Source organism: Streptomyces sp. NPDC055243, assembly GCF_044544025.1.
Classification (GTDB): Bacteria; Actinomycetota; Actinomycetes; order Streptomycetales; family Streptomycetaceae; genus Streptomyces.
Genome location: NZ_JBITWR010000005.1, coordinates 446,648 through 463,044 on the forward strand (window position 1 = coordinate 446,648; position 16,397 = coordinate 463,044).

The following is a 16,397-nucleotide window of genomic DNA, read 5'->3' on the forward strand; positions in this document are numbered from 1 at the left end:
AGGCGGCATGAGCGAACCGACCGCCGTCGCCCGCCTCACACAAGAGATCACCGCGGGCCTGAAGCCCGCCGCCCTGGAGGACTTCTACCAGGACCTCCACCGCCACCCGGAACTCGCCTTCCAGGAGCACCGCACCGCCGCGAAGCTCGCCTCGCGGCTGCGTACGGCCGGCTACGTCGTCACGGAAGGCGTCGGCCGCACCGGAGTGGTCGGTGTACTTGCCAATGGCGACGGCCCCACCGTGTGGCTGCGCGGAGACATGGACGCACTGCCGGTCCAGGAGGCCACCGGTCTGGAATACGCCTCGGCCGTCGACGGCGTGATGCATGCCTGCGGCCACGATCTGCACGTCACGTGGCTCGCCGGAGCCGCCGACGCGCTGGCCGCGGCCCGCGGCACCTGGTCGGGCACGCTCGTCGTCGTCGGGCAGCCCGCCGAGGAGTCCGGCGGCGGAGCATCGGCCATGGTCGCCGACGGCCTGCACACCCGCTTCCCCCGCCCCGACGTCCTGCTAGGCCAGCACGTCACGCCCGGCCTCGCCGGGTTCTACCCGCACACCCCGGGACTCACCATGTCGGCCGCCGACGACATCGACGTCGTCGTGCACGGCGTCGGCGGTCACGGCTCCCGCCCCGAGTCGACGACCGACCCGGTGGTGACGGCCGCCTACATCGTCACGCGCCTGCAGACCGTGGTGTCCCGCGAGGTCGCGGCCGCCCACCCGGTGGTCCTGACCGTGGGTCAGTTCCACGCAGGTACGAAGCACAACATCATCCCCGCCGAAGCCCGACTCTCCCTCAACCTGCGCACTCAGGACGTACATGTGCGGGACCGCGTCCTTGGGGCCGTCCGCCGCATCGTCGAGGGCGAGTGCCGGACCGCCGGCTGCCCGACTCCGCCGGAGGTCGTGGTCCGGCCCGGATACCCCAACACCGTCAACGACGCCGTCCTCGACGACGAGATCGCTGCTGTCCACCGCGAACTGTTCGGAGCGCCCACGGTGTTCGACTTCGGTCCGGCGATGGGCAGCGAGGACTTCTCCCTCCTCGCGCCCGAGGGCGTGCCCTACGACTACTGGTACGTGACGTCGACCCCGCCCACGGCGTGGGAGGCGGCGCCCGGAACAGGCCTGGCCGACAAGATCGGCAACGTACCGGGAAACCACAGCCCGTCGTTCGCCCCCGACCCGTCGGTGCTCGTCCCCGGCGTCCAAACCCTGGTGTCGGCGGCGCTGAGCAGACTGGCATGAGCTGACCTGGCGACGCCGACGTCCACGTGTCAGGTCGCGGACGCACTGGCGGGAGGGACCTGCCGCGCCCGAGCGATGACCGGTCGTTTGCGCCCCCGCTCCGGGCCCAGGAGCAGAGGCATGGAATCAGAGCTCGGTGGTGGAGCAGGCGGTACCGGGGGAGGTGGTCATGCACAGGAGCATGTATTTCTTGTTGGGGTAGACGGGCCGCCGGAGCCGCATCCGGGCTTCGAGCCGTTGGGGTCGCGGGAGACGGCTCCGACCGGGCAGCAGGTCGAAGAGCAGGACCCCGACCAGAGCCGTGAGCGCCACCCATGGCACCCATCGCGGTCCGCAAGTGTTTCGCGATCGAGATGGTCTTCGGTGATCCCACCGAGCCGCGCCATCGCGAGGCCCTGGAGATCACCGCGCGGACCGAGGCGGCGATCGCCGATGTACTGCACAGCAAGGCCGCGCGGGACAGGCCGATGCCGAGACGCGGCTCGGTTCGCGTCGTGTCCGCCGTCCTGTTCCTCGCCGTGGCGGCCGGCCCGCACGCCACCGCGAGCACCGACGAGATCCTGCGGGACGTCCGGGCCCGGATGGGCGCCATCCTGCCCCGCTGACGCCGACAGGTGCGGATACAGCCACAGCTACGGCAGCGGCGATGGTTACCGTGACGTCGCCGGTGCGGGCTCGGGCCCGGTCAGGGCCGCGCGCGCGGTGGCGAGGATCTCCTCCGACAGGGGTGACCCCTTGGTGGCGCGAGCCAGGACGAGCGCGCCGAACAGGGTGCACAGCCGGACGAGACCGTCCTGGTCGTCCGTGGCGAGCCACTCGGCGAAGTCGCCCACCCCTTCGGTGTAGACGCGACGGGCCTCGCCGTCAGCGCCCTCGCGCGCCATGTCGCCGGCGAGCGCGGCGACCGGGCAGCCATCCCCCGGGTCGTCCCGGTGTGCGAGGGAGAGATAGGTGTCGATCAGTGCCTGCTGGGTGGCCTCGCGCTGCCCGCCGTGACGCTCGAGCCCGGCTGTGTGGCGCCGGGCGAGTTCCGCGAAGGCGTGGGCGGTGGCCTCATCGACGAGCGCCTCCTTGGAGGCGAACTGCTTGTAGAAGCCGCCGTGGGTCAGTCCGGCCGCCTTCATCAGGTCGGCGACGCTGACCTGCGTGCCCTGCGCCCGGAACAGCCGGGAGGCCGTCTCCACGACCCGCCTGCGGTTCTCGTCCGCCTGCGCCTGCGATACGCGGCCCATCAGCCACCTCCCGGTTGAATGCCGAACTCCCGATTGGATGTCTAGGCAAATCTATCCTAAGCTGGGGGATAGATTTCAAACGACATCTAAGTTTCACGGGCCACACGGTGCCCATCACGCTGGGAGCAGACATGGAACTGAAGAACGCGGTCGCAGTGGTCACCGGCGCCAACCGGGGTCTCGGGCGGCTGCTGGCCGTCCAGCTCGTCGAGCAGGGCGCGAAGGTCTACGCGGCGGCCCGCCGCCCCGAGTCGATCGACCTGCCGGGCGTCACGCCGCTGCACCTCGACGTGACGGACGAGCAGTCGATCCGGGAGGCCGCCGTCACCGCATCCGATGCGACGCTGCTGATCAACAACGCGGGTATCTCCACCGGCGCCACCCTGATCGGTGGCGACCTGGACGAGGTCCGCCGGGAGATGGAGACGAACTTCTTCGGGCCGCTCGCCGCGACCCGCGCCTTCGCCCCGGTCATCGAGGGCAATGGCGGCGGCGCCGTCCTCAACGTCCTGTCCGCCCTGTCCTGGTTCCACCCGGCAGGACTCGGCTCCTACGCGGCCTCCAAGGCCGCCGCTTGGGCGCTGAGCGACGCGACCCGTGAGGAGCTGGCACCGCGCGGGATCACCGTCTCGGCACTGCACGTCGGTTACATGGACACCGACATGGCCGCCGGCGTGCCTGCCGATCAGAAGGTCGCCGCCGCCGACGTCGCGGCCCAGGCCCTGCACGGCATCGAGACCGGCCTGCCCGAGATCCTCGCCGACGAGACCAGCCGGTACGTCAAGCAGAGCCTGTCCGCGGCACCCCAGCCGAACGCGGGCTGAGCTCAGCCTTCCACCCCGGCGCGCCCGCCTCCCCACCCCTGATGCAAGGACGTTTCATGCGTTACACGACCTTTGGACGCCGGACCGGACTGCGCGTGTCCGAGTACGCGCTCGGCACCGCGAACTTCGGCACCGGCTGGGGTGCCGGCGCCGAGCCGGACGAGGCGCGCCGGATCTTCGACCGGTTCGCCGAGGCCGGCGGCACCTTCCTCGACAGCGCGGACGGCTATCAGTTCGGCGAGTCGGAGGAGCTGGCCGGGAAGCTGATCTCCGCCGACCGCGAGCACTTCGTCCTGGCCACGAAGTTCGCCTTCGGCGCTGCCCCGCAGCCGGACATCTCCAAGACCGGCAACAGTCGAAAGAGCATGGTCGCCTCGGTGGAGGCCAGCCTGAAGCGCCTGGGCACCGACTACATCGACCTGCTGTGGGTGCACTTCCCCGACGAGCTCACCCCGATGGAAGAGCTCCTGCGCGGACTCGACGACCTGGTGAGCGCCGGCAAGATCCACCATGCCGCGCTGTCGAACTTCCCCGCCTGGCGTGTCTCGCGCGCGGCAACCCTCGCGGACCTGAAGAACTGGACCCCGATCGTGGGTATCCAGCACGAGTACAGCCTCGTCGAACGCACCGCCGACCGCGAACTCCTGCCCATGGCCGAGAGCCTCGGCCTGGGTGCCGCCCTGTGGTCCCCGCTCGGCGGCGGGCTGCTCACCGGCAAGTACCGCAGCTCCGCCGAGGGGCGCCTGAGTGACCTGGGCATGGTCATCCACACCGAGAGCACCGACCAGAAGACCACTGTCGTCGACACTGTCCTGGCCATCTCCGAGGAGACCGGCGTGACGCCCGCCCAGGTGGCGGTGGCCTGGGTGCGCGAGCGCGCCGCCCGCTCCGTGGCCACGCTCGTCCCGATCATCGGCCCGCGCAACCTCGCCCAGCTCGACAGCTACCTCGGCGCCCTCGATGTCCAGCTGACCGAGGAGCAGTACACCCGCCTGACCGAGGTCAGTGCGGTGCCGCTCGGCGTGCCCCACGAGGGGATCGCCGGCTCGCTGGGGCGGCTCCAGGGCGGCGACACGAGCCGCGTCCTTGCCCCGGCGGTGCCGGTGGCCTGAAGCGGTGCAGGTAGGGAAAGTAGCGCAATCTATTCCGTTCGGGGACAAACCCGGGGCGGCGACAGAACCCGGCCCCGCCCGGGCGGGAAAAGGAACGGAGAAGTCGATGAAGGCCTTCATGGTCGAGAAGTACGGTGACGCCACCGGGATGCACGCCGCGGACATACCCGACCCGCAGGTGGGCGCCGACGACGTCCTGGTCAGGATCCACGCGGCGAGCGTCAACCCGCTGGACATGAAGATCCGCGACGGCTCCCTCAAGGCAATCCTGCCGTACCGGCTCCCGCTCGCCCTGGGCAACGACCTCGCCGGGGAGGTCGTCCAGGTCGGCGCGTCCGTCACCCGGTTCGCGGTGGGCGACGAGGTGTGGGCCCGCCCCGACAAGGACCGCATCGGCACCTTCGCCGAGCTCCTCGCCATCCACCAGGACGACCTGGCGGCCAAGCCCGCCACGCTCACCATGACCGAGGCCGCTTCCCTCCCCTTGGTCGCGCTGACCGCCTGGCAGGCCCTGGTCGAGCGGGCCAAGGTGCAGCCGGGCCAGAAGGTTCTCATCCACGCGGGCGCCGGGGGCCTCGGCTCCATCGCCGTCCAGCTGGCCAAGGCGCTCGGCGCACACGTGGCCTCCACCGCAAGCACCGCCAAGGTCGACCTGGTGAAGGAGCTCGGCGCGGACGAGGTCATCGACTACCGCACGCAGGACTTCTCCGAGGTGCTCGAGGGCTACGACTTCGTACTCGACTCCCTCGGCGGCGAGAACCTCGCCAAGTCCTTCGGTATCCTCAAGCCCGGCGGCCTGGCCATCAGCGTGGCCGGCCCGCCCGACGCGGACGTCGCCCGCGAGCTGGGCCTCAACCCGGTGATGCGCGCGGCCACGACCGTCCTGAGTGCCAAGACGCGGCGCAGCGCCAAGAAGCTCGGCGTCACGTACTCCTTCCTGTTCATGAAGTCCAGCGGCGACCAGCTCCGTGAGCTCGCCTCCCTCGTCGACACAGGGAAGATCCGCCCCATTGTCGACCGCGTCTTCCCGTTCGACGAGACCCTCCAGGCCATGGAGTACGTCGAGAAGGGCCGGGCGAAGGCCGGCAAGGTCGTCGTCTCGATGACGTGAGAGTGCGGAACGTGACCTTCCCTCCGGCTTGTGATCGCTCGATGATGTGATGTTGGGGCATCGTTGCCGGTCGGGCGTTCGGGGTTCGCTTGGGTTGTGGCATGAGCATGCGCAAGCCGTACCCGAGCGACGTCACCGACGAGCAGTGGGAGTTCCTGCCGCACGACATGCCTCCGCCCGGAGCGGTGAAGTACTACTTCTACCTCCTGCGATGAGGGCACTGACCAGGACATTCACGACCTGCGCCGCTGGCAGCTGCCCGAGCAGCGGAAGCGATACCGAAGCCGAACCCGGCCTGTTCACCCGGCCCGGCGCCTGAGGACCACACCCGGCCCGCGACCAGCGATCCTTCCCCAACCGCAATCACGAAACGGACAAGAGCTCAGGTTCCGCACTCCCAGAGAGGCCCTAGCTGTTGGTGGGTCGCGCCTGCTTCCGCACACGGAAGCGGAGCATCGTGATGGCGCCCGACTGGGTGTTGCTGAAAGGCTCCAGGTCGATCCTGCCGAGGCTTGGGGGCGAGAAGCGGACGCCGTCGCCCAGTAGCACCGGTAGGACATACACCAGGATCTCGTCGACGAGCCCGCGCTGCAGGCACTGGGCGGCCACGTCGGCACCGAGGATCTCCAGGTTCTTGCCGCCCGCGGCGCTGCGTGCCGTGGCAACGGCTTCCTCAAGTCCACAGGTGAGGAAGGTGACGGCAGGGTCCGGCTCGTCGGGAGGCTCGTGCGTGAGGACGAACTGTGCTCCCCCCTCGTAGGCGGCCTCCTGGCCGGCCATACGCTTGGCGACCTCGTAGGTGCCCCGGCCGACGAGCATGGCGCCCGTGGCCGCCATGACCTCCGGGACCTCGGCCGCGGTCAGGTACTCGGCGATCCAGTCCATCGCGTGGCCAGGACCGGCGATGAAGCCGTCCAGCGACATCGCCCGGTTCACGACCACTTTGCCGGTGCCGAAGCCCACATCATTCATGCGTTTTCTCCACGGATCTTGGAGGCCCGAGGCCGGGTCATAGTGCGGCCGAGAGGGAGTCGAGCGTATCTGCGGTGGCACCACGCGAACAGTCGGCAGCCGGGTGCGCCGGCCGCGCAGCGTCGGCAAAGGCCCGCCGACCCACCGCCATGAGGATGTGTGGGCCCTGCCAACACCGGGCGGCCCCGACCTCAGCGCGGCGCCCTTCACCTCGATCGTCCAGACACACGAGGAGTGGGCCGCCGAGTACGCCAACAAGACCATGCACGGGACGATGCACATGGGCTGGGCCCCCGACGCCGTTGGCGTGACCGTCACCCCGGCCTCGGCCCCGGCCGCGTACGGGTAAGCCCGGCTGCACCAGTCACCGCGGAGGTTGCGCCGATGAGTTTGCGGCGGTCGTACGGTCCACCCCTTGAGGAAGGGAGCACACCATGCGCAAGATCATCCTTTGCACGTTCCTGACGCTCGACGGCGTCATGCAGGCGCCGGGCAGTCCGGACGAGGACGCGGGGAGCGGCTTCCATCACGGCGGCTGGCAGAAACCAGTGGATGACGACGAGGTCGGGGCGGCCATCGCCGGCTGGTACGAGCGCTCGGACGCGATGCTGCTCGGCCGCAAGACGTACGAGATTTTCGCGTCGTACTGGCCGACTGCTGATCCCGGCGACCCGTTCACCGATCGGATGAACAGCATGCGCAAGTACGTGGCGTCCCGGACCCTGACGTCCGTCGAGTGGCAGAACTCCACACTGCTGGAGGGCGACGTCTCCGATGCCGTACGCAAGCTGAAGGCGTCCGACGGCGGCAACATCAACGTCGTCGGCAGCGGCGACCTCGCCCAGACCCTCATGCGGCACGGCCTCATCGACGAGTACCGACTGACCATTCACCCGGTGATCATCGGCACCGGCAAGCGGCTGTTCGCCGAAGGGGCGATCCCCACCGCACTGGAGCCGGTCAGCGTCTCGACGACGAAGGGCGGCACCGTCGTCGGCGTCTACCGGCCGAACGGTAAGCCCAGCTACGACAGTTACTAGTGTCGTGCGCCGCGGAAGTTCCGCGGCGCCCGCACCTGGGTCCGGGTTCTGCCGCAGCCGAGGACCGTTGACGCCACCGCGCTGATGCCGCCCGACCTTGTGTGATCCGTCGGGTCCGAGCGCGCACGCCCCGCACCGTCATAACCACGGGCAGGTTCACCGCTGCCCATACCCGCCGTCGGTGGGGGAAGCCGGGGACTCGGCTGCGCTCCGGCTTGCCCGCCGTGGCGCGGAGAGACCCGCCTCAGGAGGCGTCCATTCCGAGGTGCTCGGAGAGCCAGGTGTGGATGGCCAGAGCGGTCGTGCGGGAATGATCCTCCAGAACAGTGAAGTGGTCGCCGGGCACGGTGATCTCGACGTGCGGCAGGCTCCATGGATCGGCTGCGCCGATGCCGGGCAGGCGGTCGCCGGCCCGGACGAAGAGGGTGGGGGCCGACAGGGCGGTCGGCTTCCAACCGGCGTAGAGCTCCAGGTAGCCGGCCATCGCAGTGAGCCGGTCGGTCTCGGCCGAGGCGAACTGCGCGGAGTTCTCCAGCATGCCCGCGGTCATCGCCGAGAGCGCGGGTCCGTCGCCACCGAGGCCGACGGAGCCGTTTTCCTCGCAGGGGTAGGTGTCGATCAGGACGACGGCGGACGGAATCAGGCCCGTGCTCTCAAGCCTCTCGGCGACCGCGTGTGCCACCCATCCGCCGGCCGACCGCCCCAGCAGGACGCACGGCTCGTCTCCCGCGCACGCGCGCACGGCGGAGGCCTGTGCCCCCACGAAGGCGTCCAGTGCGGCGGGCAGCAGTTCCCCCGGCAGAAAGCCCGGGTTGGGCAGGACCGAAACCGGGCGCAGGCGCTGGAGGGACGTCCCCAACCGGGTGTACTCGTGCGGCCCCGACAGTGCGCTGAGGGCGGGGAAACAGATCAGACGGGCCTCGGAGCCTCCGGTCGCAAGGGTGACGGCCGAGGGTGGCGAGCCCAGAGCTGAGGCGTCCTCGAACACCTCACGCAGACGTGCCGCGATCGTCAGGAGGGCCATCCCGTCCCACGCCTTGCCCCGGGCGCACGCCGTACGGAAGAGCGCGGACAAGGAGTCGGCGTCCGTGCCCTTCGGGGCCGAAGCGCCTCGCGTCGCGCCATTCTCATCCTGCCGCTGGGGTGCGGCCGATGCGTCGATGGCTTCAGGGGCGTTCAGGGACCAGAGCTCTGCCAAGTGGGCGGCGACCCCGCGCGGCGACGGGTAGTCGAACAGGAGCGTGGCGGGCAAAGCGAGTCCCGTCAGCGCCGCGAGCCGGTTGCGCAACTCGACCGCGGCCAGTGAGTCGAGGCCCAGCTCGGCCAGCGCGCGATCCGCCTCGACCGCGAAATCCCCCGAGCCATGTCCGAGTGCCAGGGCGGCTTCCGCTCGCACCTGCGACAGGAGCAGCGCGCCGCGTTCGGCCGCGGGAGCGGCGGCCAGCCGCCGGCGCAGGGAGTCCTCGCCTCCGGTGCCGGACCCCGTAGGCGATGCGGAGGCCCTCCGTACGAACCCTCGGCCCGGTAGACGTGAGAGCGGTGCCCCAGGTTCCCCGGATGCCGCCGCGGCCGCCGGGTCGAGACGCGCGGCCACCACAACGGCTTCCTGCCCTTCGATGGCGGCGTCGAAGAGCGAAAGGCCCTCCTCGGTCCGCAGCGGGAGGAAACCGGAACGGGCGATCCGGCGCAGGTCCGCGCCCCGGAGCCCGGCCGTCATCCCGCCGCTCTGCTGCCACGGCCCCCAGGCCAGAGACGTGCCGGGCAGTCCGAGCATCCTCCGGTGCTGTGCCAGTGCGTCCAGGAACGAGTTCGCCGCCGCGTAGTTGCTCTGGCCGCCGGAGCCGAACACCCCGGCCACCGACGAGAACAGGGCGAACACCGCCAGGTCGCTGTTCCGGGTCAAGTCGTGAAGGGCGAGGCCCGCGTCCACCTTCGGCCGCAGTACGCGGTCAAGCCGTTCCTGGGTGAGTGCGGGTACCACACCGTCGTCCAATATCCCCGCGGTGTGCACCACTCCGGTCAGGGGGTGTGCCTGCGGCACGCTCGCGAGCAGGGCGGCGAGCGCCGTGCGGTCGGCGACGTCGCAGGCCGCCAGGGTGACCTCCGCGCCCAGTTCGGTGAGTTCCGCGCGGAGTGCGGCGGCACCGGGCGCGTCTGCTCCGCGCCGTCCCACGAGCAGCAGGTGACGTACGCCGTGTGCGACCACGAGGTGACGGGCGAACGCCGTGCCCAGGGAGCCCGTGGCCCCGGTGACCAGGACGGTGCCGTCCGGGTGCAGCCGACGTGGTGCGCCATCGGCCGTCGTCGTCGCGGCCGTGGCCGTCGCCGCTTCGGTTGCTCGGACCAGTCTCGGTACGTACGCGACCCCGTGACGTACGGCCACTTGCGGCTCGGAGCTCGTCAGGGCTCGGGCCGAGGCGGCTGCGGACGCGGCATGGTCGTCGATGCCGATCAGCGACAAGCGGCCCGGGTTCTCGGTCTGCGCCGAGCGGAGCAGCCCCCACACTGGTGCGTGCACGAGAGCGGCATCGGCATTGCCGATGCTCGCGTCCGGATCGGCTCCGAGGGTGACGACGCCCGGAGTGAGGACGGCAAGACGTGAGTTGGCGAGCCGGCCCTCGGCGAGCCAGTCCTGTACGAGCCGCAACGCCCAGCCGGCTGCCCGGCGTGCGGCCAACGCGCGGTCCGGTTCGTCCACCCCGGTGGGCGTGGGACATGCGATCACAACGGCCGGTGCGTCGACTGCCGCCGAGGCAGGGTCCTGGTAGACCACCGTCCGGATGCCCAACTGAGCCAATGCTGCGCGCAGTTGTGGGAGCGGCTCGCCGAGGAGCCCCCACGGAGGCGGCCCTGCGGGCAGCGAGGCACTGGAACCCGGCAGAGGGGTCCACTCAAGGCGGAACAAACTGTCACTGTGCGCGCGCACGCCGCGCAACTGCTCCAGGGCGAACGGCCGCAGGGCGAGCGAGCGCACCGTGGCCACAGGGGCTCCGGCGCCGTCGGTCAGCTCCAGGCGGACACTTGTCCCTTCCGCCCGGAACACCCGCACCCGCAGGGTGCGGGCGCCGGACGCGTGCAGCCGTACACCGCTCCAGGCGAACGGGAGCGACAGCACTGCCCCGGTTTCGCTCCCGTCTTCGCCGCCCGCAAGGGCCTGATCCAGCGCCAGGGTGTGCAGGGCCGAGTCCAGCAGCGCGGGGTGCAACGTGAACAGGTCGGCGTTTGCGTGTTCAGGCTCCGGGAGTTCCACTTCGGCGAGCAGGTCGTCACCCAGGCGCCAAGCCGCTCGCAGGCCCTGGAAGGCCGGCCCGTAGCGCAGCCCGCTGTGCGCAAGCCCCTCGTACAGGCCGATACCCGCCTCGGTGCCGAGCGCAAGCGGTACGGCGCCCGCCGGGGGCCAGGGGGAGGGCGTGTCCGCCGAGGTCCGCTGCTGCGGAAGGCCGAAGTCCGCGGGGGCCAGGACTGCGGAGGCGTGGCGGGTCCAAGGACGGTCGTGGTGACCGGGAGCGTGCGTCCGTGCGTGGAAGGCCACCGCTCGGCGCCCGTCCCCGTCCGCTCGCGCCACCTTCACCTGGAGCTCGACCGGCTCGTCGGTGGACAGCACGAGCGGTGCCGTCAGCGTCAGTTCCTCCAGTGTGGAAGCACCCGCCTGGTCCCCGGCGTGGATCGCCATGTCGACGAAGGCCGTCGCCGGCAGCAGCACCGTGTCCAGCACCGCGTGGTCGGCGAGCCAGGGCTGGTCACGCAGGGACAGCCGACCGGTCAGCAGCAGGCCGTCGTCGTCCGCCGTCGACGTCACCGCGCGCAGGAAGGGGTGGGACGCGAGGCCGGGCTGCGCCGCGGACGCCGAGGAGTCGGCCTCCGTCGGCGATGCAGCCGCGTCGGCCTCCAACCAGTACCGCTCACGCTGGAACGCGTAGGTGGGCAGTGCTGTGGGCCGTGCGCCGCGCCCGGCGAAGACCGCGTGCCAGTCCACGTCCACACCGTGGGCGTGGAGTGCGGCAACCGTGGCGGACAGCGCCGCTGCCTCAGGCCACGGGCCGCGCAGCGTCGGGACGGTGAGGGGCGCGGGGCAGTCCGTACCGCCACCGGATGTCGTGGCCCGGGCCGGCCAGGCCGCGTCGGCCGTGGCCACCGGGCGACCGGCGAGGCAGTCGCGTGCCAGGCCCGTGAGGACGCTGTCCGGGCCGAGTTCCACGAAGTGCGTGGCCCCCTGCTCCCGCAGGTACCGCACCGAGTCGGCGAACCGGACCGGTCGGCGTACGTGGTCCACCCAGTACCGCGGCGAGCAGATCTCCTCGGTGGTCGCGGGCCGGCCCGCCACCGCGGTGACGAGGGGCAGGGTCGGAGGGGAGTAGGTGATGCCCTGTGCGACCAGGCCGAAGGCATCGAGCATGGGTTCCATGTGCGTCGAGTGGAAGGCGTGGCTCACCCGCAACCTGCTGCTCTCGCGCCCCTGTGCGCGCCAGTGCGCGATGGCCTCCCGCACTGCGGCTTCGTCTCCGGAGACGACCACGGAGCGACCGTTGACGGCTGCGATGTCCAGTCCCTGGGCACCGTCCACCCCTCGGGCAGGGTCCGCTCGGTCTGCCAGGTAGGCGGTGACCTCGCTTTCGTCGGCCTGTACCGAGGCCATCGCCCCGCCGGGGGGCAGGGCGTCCATGAGCCGGCCTCGTGCCGCGACCAGGGTGCAGGCGTCCGCGAGGGACAGCACCCCGGCGACATGGGCCGCCGCCAGTTCGCCGACGGAGTGCCCTGCCACCAGGTCGGGGCGTACGCCCCAGGACTCCAGCAGCCGGAACAGGGAGACTTCCAGAGCGAACAGTGCGGGCTGCGCGAAGCGCGTCGTGTGCAGAAGCCCGCTGAGCCCGCCGGACCTGCCCGCCGGCGAGCCGTCGTCAGCGCCGCCACCCTCGGCGGTATCGGTATCGGTATCGGTATCGGTGGCGGTGGCGAACACCACGTCCCGTAGCGGCTTTGGCAGAAGCGGGTCCAGCAGGGCGCATGTCTCGTCGAAGGAACGGGCGTAGACGGGGTGGGCCTCATACAGCTCCCGGCCCATGCCGGTCCGCTGGCTGCCTTGCCCGGTGAACATGAAGACGACCGGGCCCGCCGGGCGGGGGCCGCTCGTGCTCAGGCCCGGCCGACGGCGGCCTTCCGCCAACGCTGCGAGCGAGGCGAGCAGTTCCTCGCGGTCACCGGCGACCAGCACCGCGCGATGCTCGAAATGGGCCCGGGTCGTGGCCAGGGAGAAACCGAGGTCCAGCAGGTCCGTTCCGGGACGCTCGGCCACGTGGGCGTGGAGTCGCCTAGCCTGCGCCCGCAGCGCCGGGGCGCTGCGTGCCGACACCGGGAACGACACGGCCTCCACCGGGACCGGCCGGGCGATCACCTCAGGGGCCGCGGTTCCGCTGTCCGGCCGGCCCGGGGCACCGGCGCCCGACTCCTTCACGGGCGCCTGCTCGAGCACCACATGCGCGTTGGTCCCGCTGATGCCAAAGGACGACACACCAGCCCGCCGGGGCCGCCCGGTCGGCGGCCAGAGCTGCGGACGCGTGAGCAGCGACACCGCGCCCGATGACCAGTCCACGCCGGGATTCGGCTGCTCGGCGTGGAGCGTACGCGGTAGTACACCGTGCGCCATCGCCTGAACCGTCTTCATCACAGCGGCCATGCCAGCCGCCGCCTGCGTATGCCCGATGTTGGACTTGACCGAGCCCAGCATCAGCGGGTGTTCACGGGTTCCGGCCCGTCCGTAGACTTCCAGGAAAGCCTCCGCCTCGATCACGTCACCGAGCCGCGTGCCCGTGCCATGCGCCTCCACCGCGTCGATGTCCGCGGGTTCAAGGCGGGCGTCCGCCAGAGCCTGGCGGATCACCCGTTGCTGCGCCGGTCCGTGCGGCGCGGTCAGGCCGTTGCTCGCGCCGTCCTGGTTCACCGCGGAACCGCGCACCACGGCCAGAACCCGGTAGCCGGCGCGCCGGGCCTCCGAGAGCCGGGTGATGAGCAGCATTCCCGCGCCTTCGGCCCATCCGGTGCCGTCCGCCGCCGCCCCGAACGCCTTGCAGCGGCCGTCGGGGGCGAGTGCGCGCTGCCTGCTGAACTCGACGAAGGAGTGGGGCGCCGACATCACGGTGGCGCCTCCGGCGAGCGCCAGCGAGCACTCGCCTCCGCGCAGGGCCTGGGCTGCCAGGTGCAGGGCCACCAGTGACGACGAGCACGCCGTGTCCACGGTGACCGCCGGCCCTTCCAGGCCCAGGGTGTAGGCGATCCGGCCGGAGGCGACGCTGCCTGCGTTGCCGATGCCGAGGTAGCCCTCCACGCGTTCCGGCGTGCGGGCGAGACGACTGGCGTAGTCGCTGTACATGAGTCCGGCGTACACACCAGTGGGGGTGGCGCGTACGGTGCCGGGATCGATGCCCGCGTGTTCGAAGGCTTCCCAGGCGACTTCGAGCAGGAGTCGGTGCTGCGGATCCATGGCCAGGGCCTCGCGGGGCGAGATCCCGAAGAAGGCCGGATCGAAGCGGTCCACGCCGGACAGGAAGCCTCCCTCGCGTACGTACGTACGGCCCGGCTGCCCGGGATCGGGGTCGTACAGCCCGTTCACGTCCCACCCCCGGTCGGCGGGGAAGGGGGTGATGGCGTCGATGCCGTCCTCGACCAGCCGCCACAGGTCCTCGGGGTTCTGTACGCCGCCGGGGAAACGGCAGGCCATGCCGATGATGACCACGGGGTCCTCGTCCGTCCCGGCCCCTGGCGGACGGCTGGGCGTGACAGGCGCCGTCTCACTGGTGAGCCGCGCCCGCAGATGTGCGGCGAGTTCGGCCGCGGTGGGGAAGTCGAAGGGCGCAGCCTCGGAGAGGGCGAGCCCGGTCGCCGTCGACAGGCGCTCGCACAGCATCGTCGACGTCAATGAGTCAAGACCCAGGTCACGGAAGGCGGTGCCCTGCTCCACCTCGTCCACGGCGCAGCCGAGCACGACGGCGACCTCGGCCCGCACCAGAGCCATCAGGTCCACCGTCTCCACCTCGTGCGGTGTGAGGGCATGGGCAGGCAGAGGGCGCGCGGACATTTCTGCGAGCGTGTACCGCTTCACCTTGCCCGAGGCCGTACGAGGGATCGATGCCACCTCGTAGAGGGCGGCGGGCACCTTGAACGGTGAGAGGTGTTCCCGGCAGGCGGTGAGGATCTCTCTCCGGTCCAGGACACCGGAGTTCACCGGGACCAGGTAAGCGGCCGGGATCTCACCGAGTACGTCGTCCGAGAGGCCGGCCACGGCGGCGTCCTGGATTCCCGGCAGAGCCAGCAGCACCGCCTCCACCTCGGAAGGGTGGATGTTCTCCCCGCCTCTGATGATCAGCTCGCTGACCCGGCCCGTGAGGGTGAGCTCACCGTCGGCGCTGATCCGGGCCAGGTCACCGGTGCGGTACCACCCGTCGCGCAGGACCTCGGCGGTGTCGTCGGGCCGCTGGTGGTACCCGGTCATGACACCGGGTCCGCAGACCCACAACTCGCCCTCGTCGTCGCCTTCTTGCGGGGCTTCGATGTCGCGGCCGTCGCCGATGCGCGCCCGTATGCCGGGCAGCACACGGCCGCAGGAGCCGGCCACTTGGGCGGCACCCGGTGCTGTCATGGTGACCGGGCCCGCCTCAGTGCTTCCGTAGTGATCGAGGAACGGAACCCGGCAGACCTCCTCGAAGGTCCGCTGGAAGGCGGGCGGAGCGGTCGCACCCCCGCTGACGCAGGCACGCAGGGCGGGCGCCCCAAGGCCCCCGTCCCATACGGCGTCAACGAGCTTGCGGTACGTCGCCGGTACACCGGCCAGCAGCGTGAACGGATCTTCGGTCCGGCGCAGTTCACCCAGCACGTCCGTCACGGAGAACCGCGGAAGGAGCTTGGCGGACGCTCCCGTGGAGGTCACCCCAAGGACGCACAGGAGTTGCCCCATGGCGTGGTGGAGGGGGAGGGGCCACAGCAGGCGGTCGTCCGCCGACAGGCCGAGGGCGTCGACGAAACCGGCAGCCACCGACGACAGCCGTTGGCGCTGGGTGGACAGCACCCCCTTGGGCAGGCCGGTCGATCCGGAGGTGTACAGGAGCCAGGCCACCTCGTCGAGCCCGAGATCGTCCGGAGCCGGTACAGGCGGCTCGGTGACGGCCAGGGTCGCGTAACGGAGCATGCTCGCTTCGCCGGCCGAGCCATCACTCGCCTCCGTTGCCGCTGACGCTGCCGGCGATCCGTCTGGTGCCCCGGCATCCTCGACGAGCACCACACTCAGCCCGGGGCGCGACCGCAGCAATGGCCGTATCTGCCCCAGGCAGGACCGGTCGGTGAAGAGAAACCGGGCCCCGCTGTCGTCCAGTAGATGTGCCAACTCGCCGGTGGTGCTCCGCGGGTCCATCGGCACACCGACAGCGCCCGCCCTGGTGATGGCAAGGACGCTCTCGACAGCCTCCACCCGACTGCCCAAGAGGACCGCCGCTCGTTGCCCATGCCGCAGACCGAGGCTGACCAGATGTCCAGCCAGCCGACCGGTACGCCGTTCCAGCTCCCCGTAGGTCACACGGCAACGGCCGTCCTCGAAGGCGGTCTTGGTACCGAAGCGCCGGGCCTGCTCCCGGAGCAGATCAGGCAGGGGGTGGAGGGCGGCCATGTGCGCTGTCACCAGGATGAACGCTTCCTCTGGGTAAGGGAGTTGCCCTGATCACGATAGACGACCGGTGCGCCGAGCCGGGGGAGCGGCGCCCGACGCGACCCGCGACGAAGCGGACCTGCCGCACGGGGTGATCATTGCCCACAGACCTGAGCACCGGTTGGGGCCAGCGCGCCTCCCACCCGGTCGCACCAGCCGCGTTCC

12 protein-coding genes are annotated in these 16,397 nt (G+C 71.0%); 8 read left to right on the top strand and 4 right to left on the bottom strand.

What is annotated here, in order from left to right; translation table 11 throughout:
- The first annotated feature begins 7 nt into the window (after positions 1 to 7).
- Positions 8 to 1,249 (top strand): amidohydrolase, encoded by a 1,242-nt coding sequence (locus ACIGXX_RS18010; RefSeq protein WP_399976679.1) that lies wholly within the window; start codon positions 8 to 10, stop codon positions 1,247 to 1,249.
- Positions 1,250 to 1,375: 126 nt separating this feature from the next.
- Here the strand turns inward: ACIGXX_RS18010 and ACIGXX_RS18015 are convergent, their stop codons facing one another.
- Entirely contained in the window at positions 1,376 to 1,561 is a 186-nt protein-coding gene (locus tag ACIGXX_RS18015) for a hypothetical protein (RefSeq protein ID WP_361470333.1), read from the bottom strand.
- Between the two features lie 2 nt (positions 1,562 to 1,563).
- Here ACIGXX_RS18015 and ACIGXX_RS18020 point away from each other — a divergent pair, with 2 nt between their 5' ends.
- A complete protein-coding gene (locus tag ACIGXX_RS18020; RefSeq protein WP_351173007.1) occupies positions 1,564 to 1,854 on the top strand; it encodes a hypothetical protein in 291 nt (96 codons plus the stop codon).
- Between the two features lie 45 nt (positions 1,855 to 1,899).
- Here ACIGXX_RS18020 and ACIGXX_RS18025 read toward each other — a convergent pair whose 3' ends face one another.
- On the bottom strand, positions 1,900 to 2,481 hold the full coding sequence (locus ACIGXX_RS18025; protein WP_351173004.1) for a TetR/AcrR family transcriptional regulator: 582 nt from the start codon (positions 2,479 to 2,481) through the stop codon (positions 1,900 to 1,902).
- A 131-nt stretch (positions 2,482 to 2,612) separates the two neighbouring features.
- Between ACIGXX_RS18025 and ACIGXX_RS18030 the strand changes: the two genes are divergently transcribed.
- From ACIGXX_RS18030 to ACIGXX_RS18045, 4 genes are all read left to right on the top strand, one after another.
- A complete protein-coding gene (locus ACIGXX_RS18030; protein WP_383825502.1) occupies positions 2,613 to 3,305 on the top strand; it encodes an SDR family oxidoreductase in 693 nt (230 codons plus the stop codon).
- 56 nt (positions 3,306 to 3,361) lie between these two features.
- A complete protein-coding gene (locus tag ACIGXX_RS18035; RefSeq protein WP_351172999.1) occupies positions 3,362 to 4,417 on the top strand; it encodes an aldo/keto reductase in 1,056 nt (351 codons plus the stop codon).
- A 106-nt stretch (positions 4,418 to 4,523) separates the two neighbouring features.
- Entirely contained in the window at positions 4,524 to 5,528 is a 1,005-nt protein-coding gene (locus tag ACIGXX_RS18040) for an NADP-dependent oxidoreductase (protein WP_351172997.1), read from the top strand.
- A 101-nt stretch (positions 5,529 to 5,629) separates the two neighbouring features.
- Positions 5,630 to 5,743 carry a transposase gene (locus tag ACIGXX_RS18045; protein ID WP_383825505.1) on the top strand — a complete coding sequence of 38 codons (114 nt, stop codon included), beginning with the start codon at positions 5,630 to 5,632 and terminating at the stop codon, positions 5,741 to 5,743.
- Positions 5,744 to 5,936: 193 nt separating this feature from the next.
- On the opposite strand, the gene ACIGXX_RS18050 is transcribed toward ACIGXX_RS18045, so the two are convergent.
- Positions 5,937 to 6,500: a dihydrofolate reductase family protein gene (locus ACIGXX_RS18050; protein WP_351172994.1), complete on the bottom strand. Its 564-nt coding sequence runs from the start codon at positions 6,498 to 6,500 to the stop codon at positions 5,937 to 5,939.
- Positions 6,501 to 6,657: 157 nt separating this feature from the next.
- Here ACIGXX_RS18050 and ACIGXX_RS18055 point away from each other — a divergent pair, with 157 nt between their 5' ends.
- Together ACIGXX_RS18055 and ACIGXX_RS18060 are read left to right on the top strand one after the other, a co-directional pair.
- Positions 6,658 to 6,849: a hypothetical protein gene (locus ACIGXX_RS18055; RefSeq protein WP_399976688.1), complete on the top strand. Its 192-nt coding sequence runs from the start codon at positions 6,658 to 6,660 to the stop codon at positions 6,847 to 6,849.
- A gap of 85 nt (positions 6,850 to 6,934) precedes the next feature.
- Positions 6,935 to 7,540 (top strand): dihydrofolate reductase family protein, encoded by a 606-nt coding sequence (locus ACIGXX_RS18060; RefSeq protein ID WP_399976690.1) that lies wholly within the window; start codon positions 6,935 to 6,937, stop codon positions 7,538 to 7,540.
- A gap of 244 nt (positions 7,541 to 7,784) precedes the next feature.
- Here ACIGXX_RS18060 and ACIGXX_RS18065 read toward each other — a convergent pair whose 3' ends face one another.
- Positions 7,785 to 16,193 (bottom strand): type I polyketide synthase, encoded by an 8,409-nt coding sequence (locus ACIGXX_RS18065; protein WP_399976915.1) that lies wholly within the window; start codon positions 16,191 to 16,193, stop codon positions 7,785 to 7,787.
- Positions 16,194 to 16,397 lie beyond the last annotated feature (204 nt).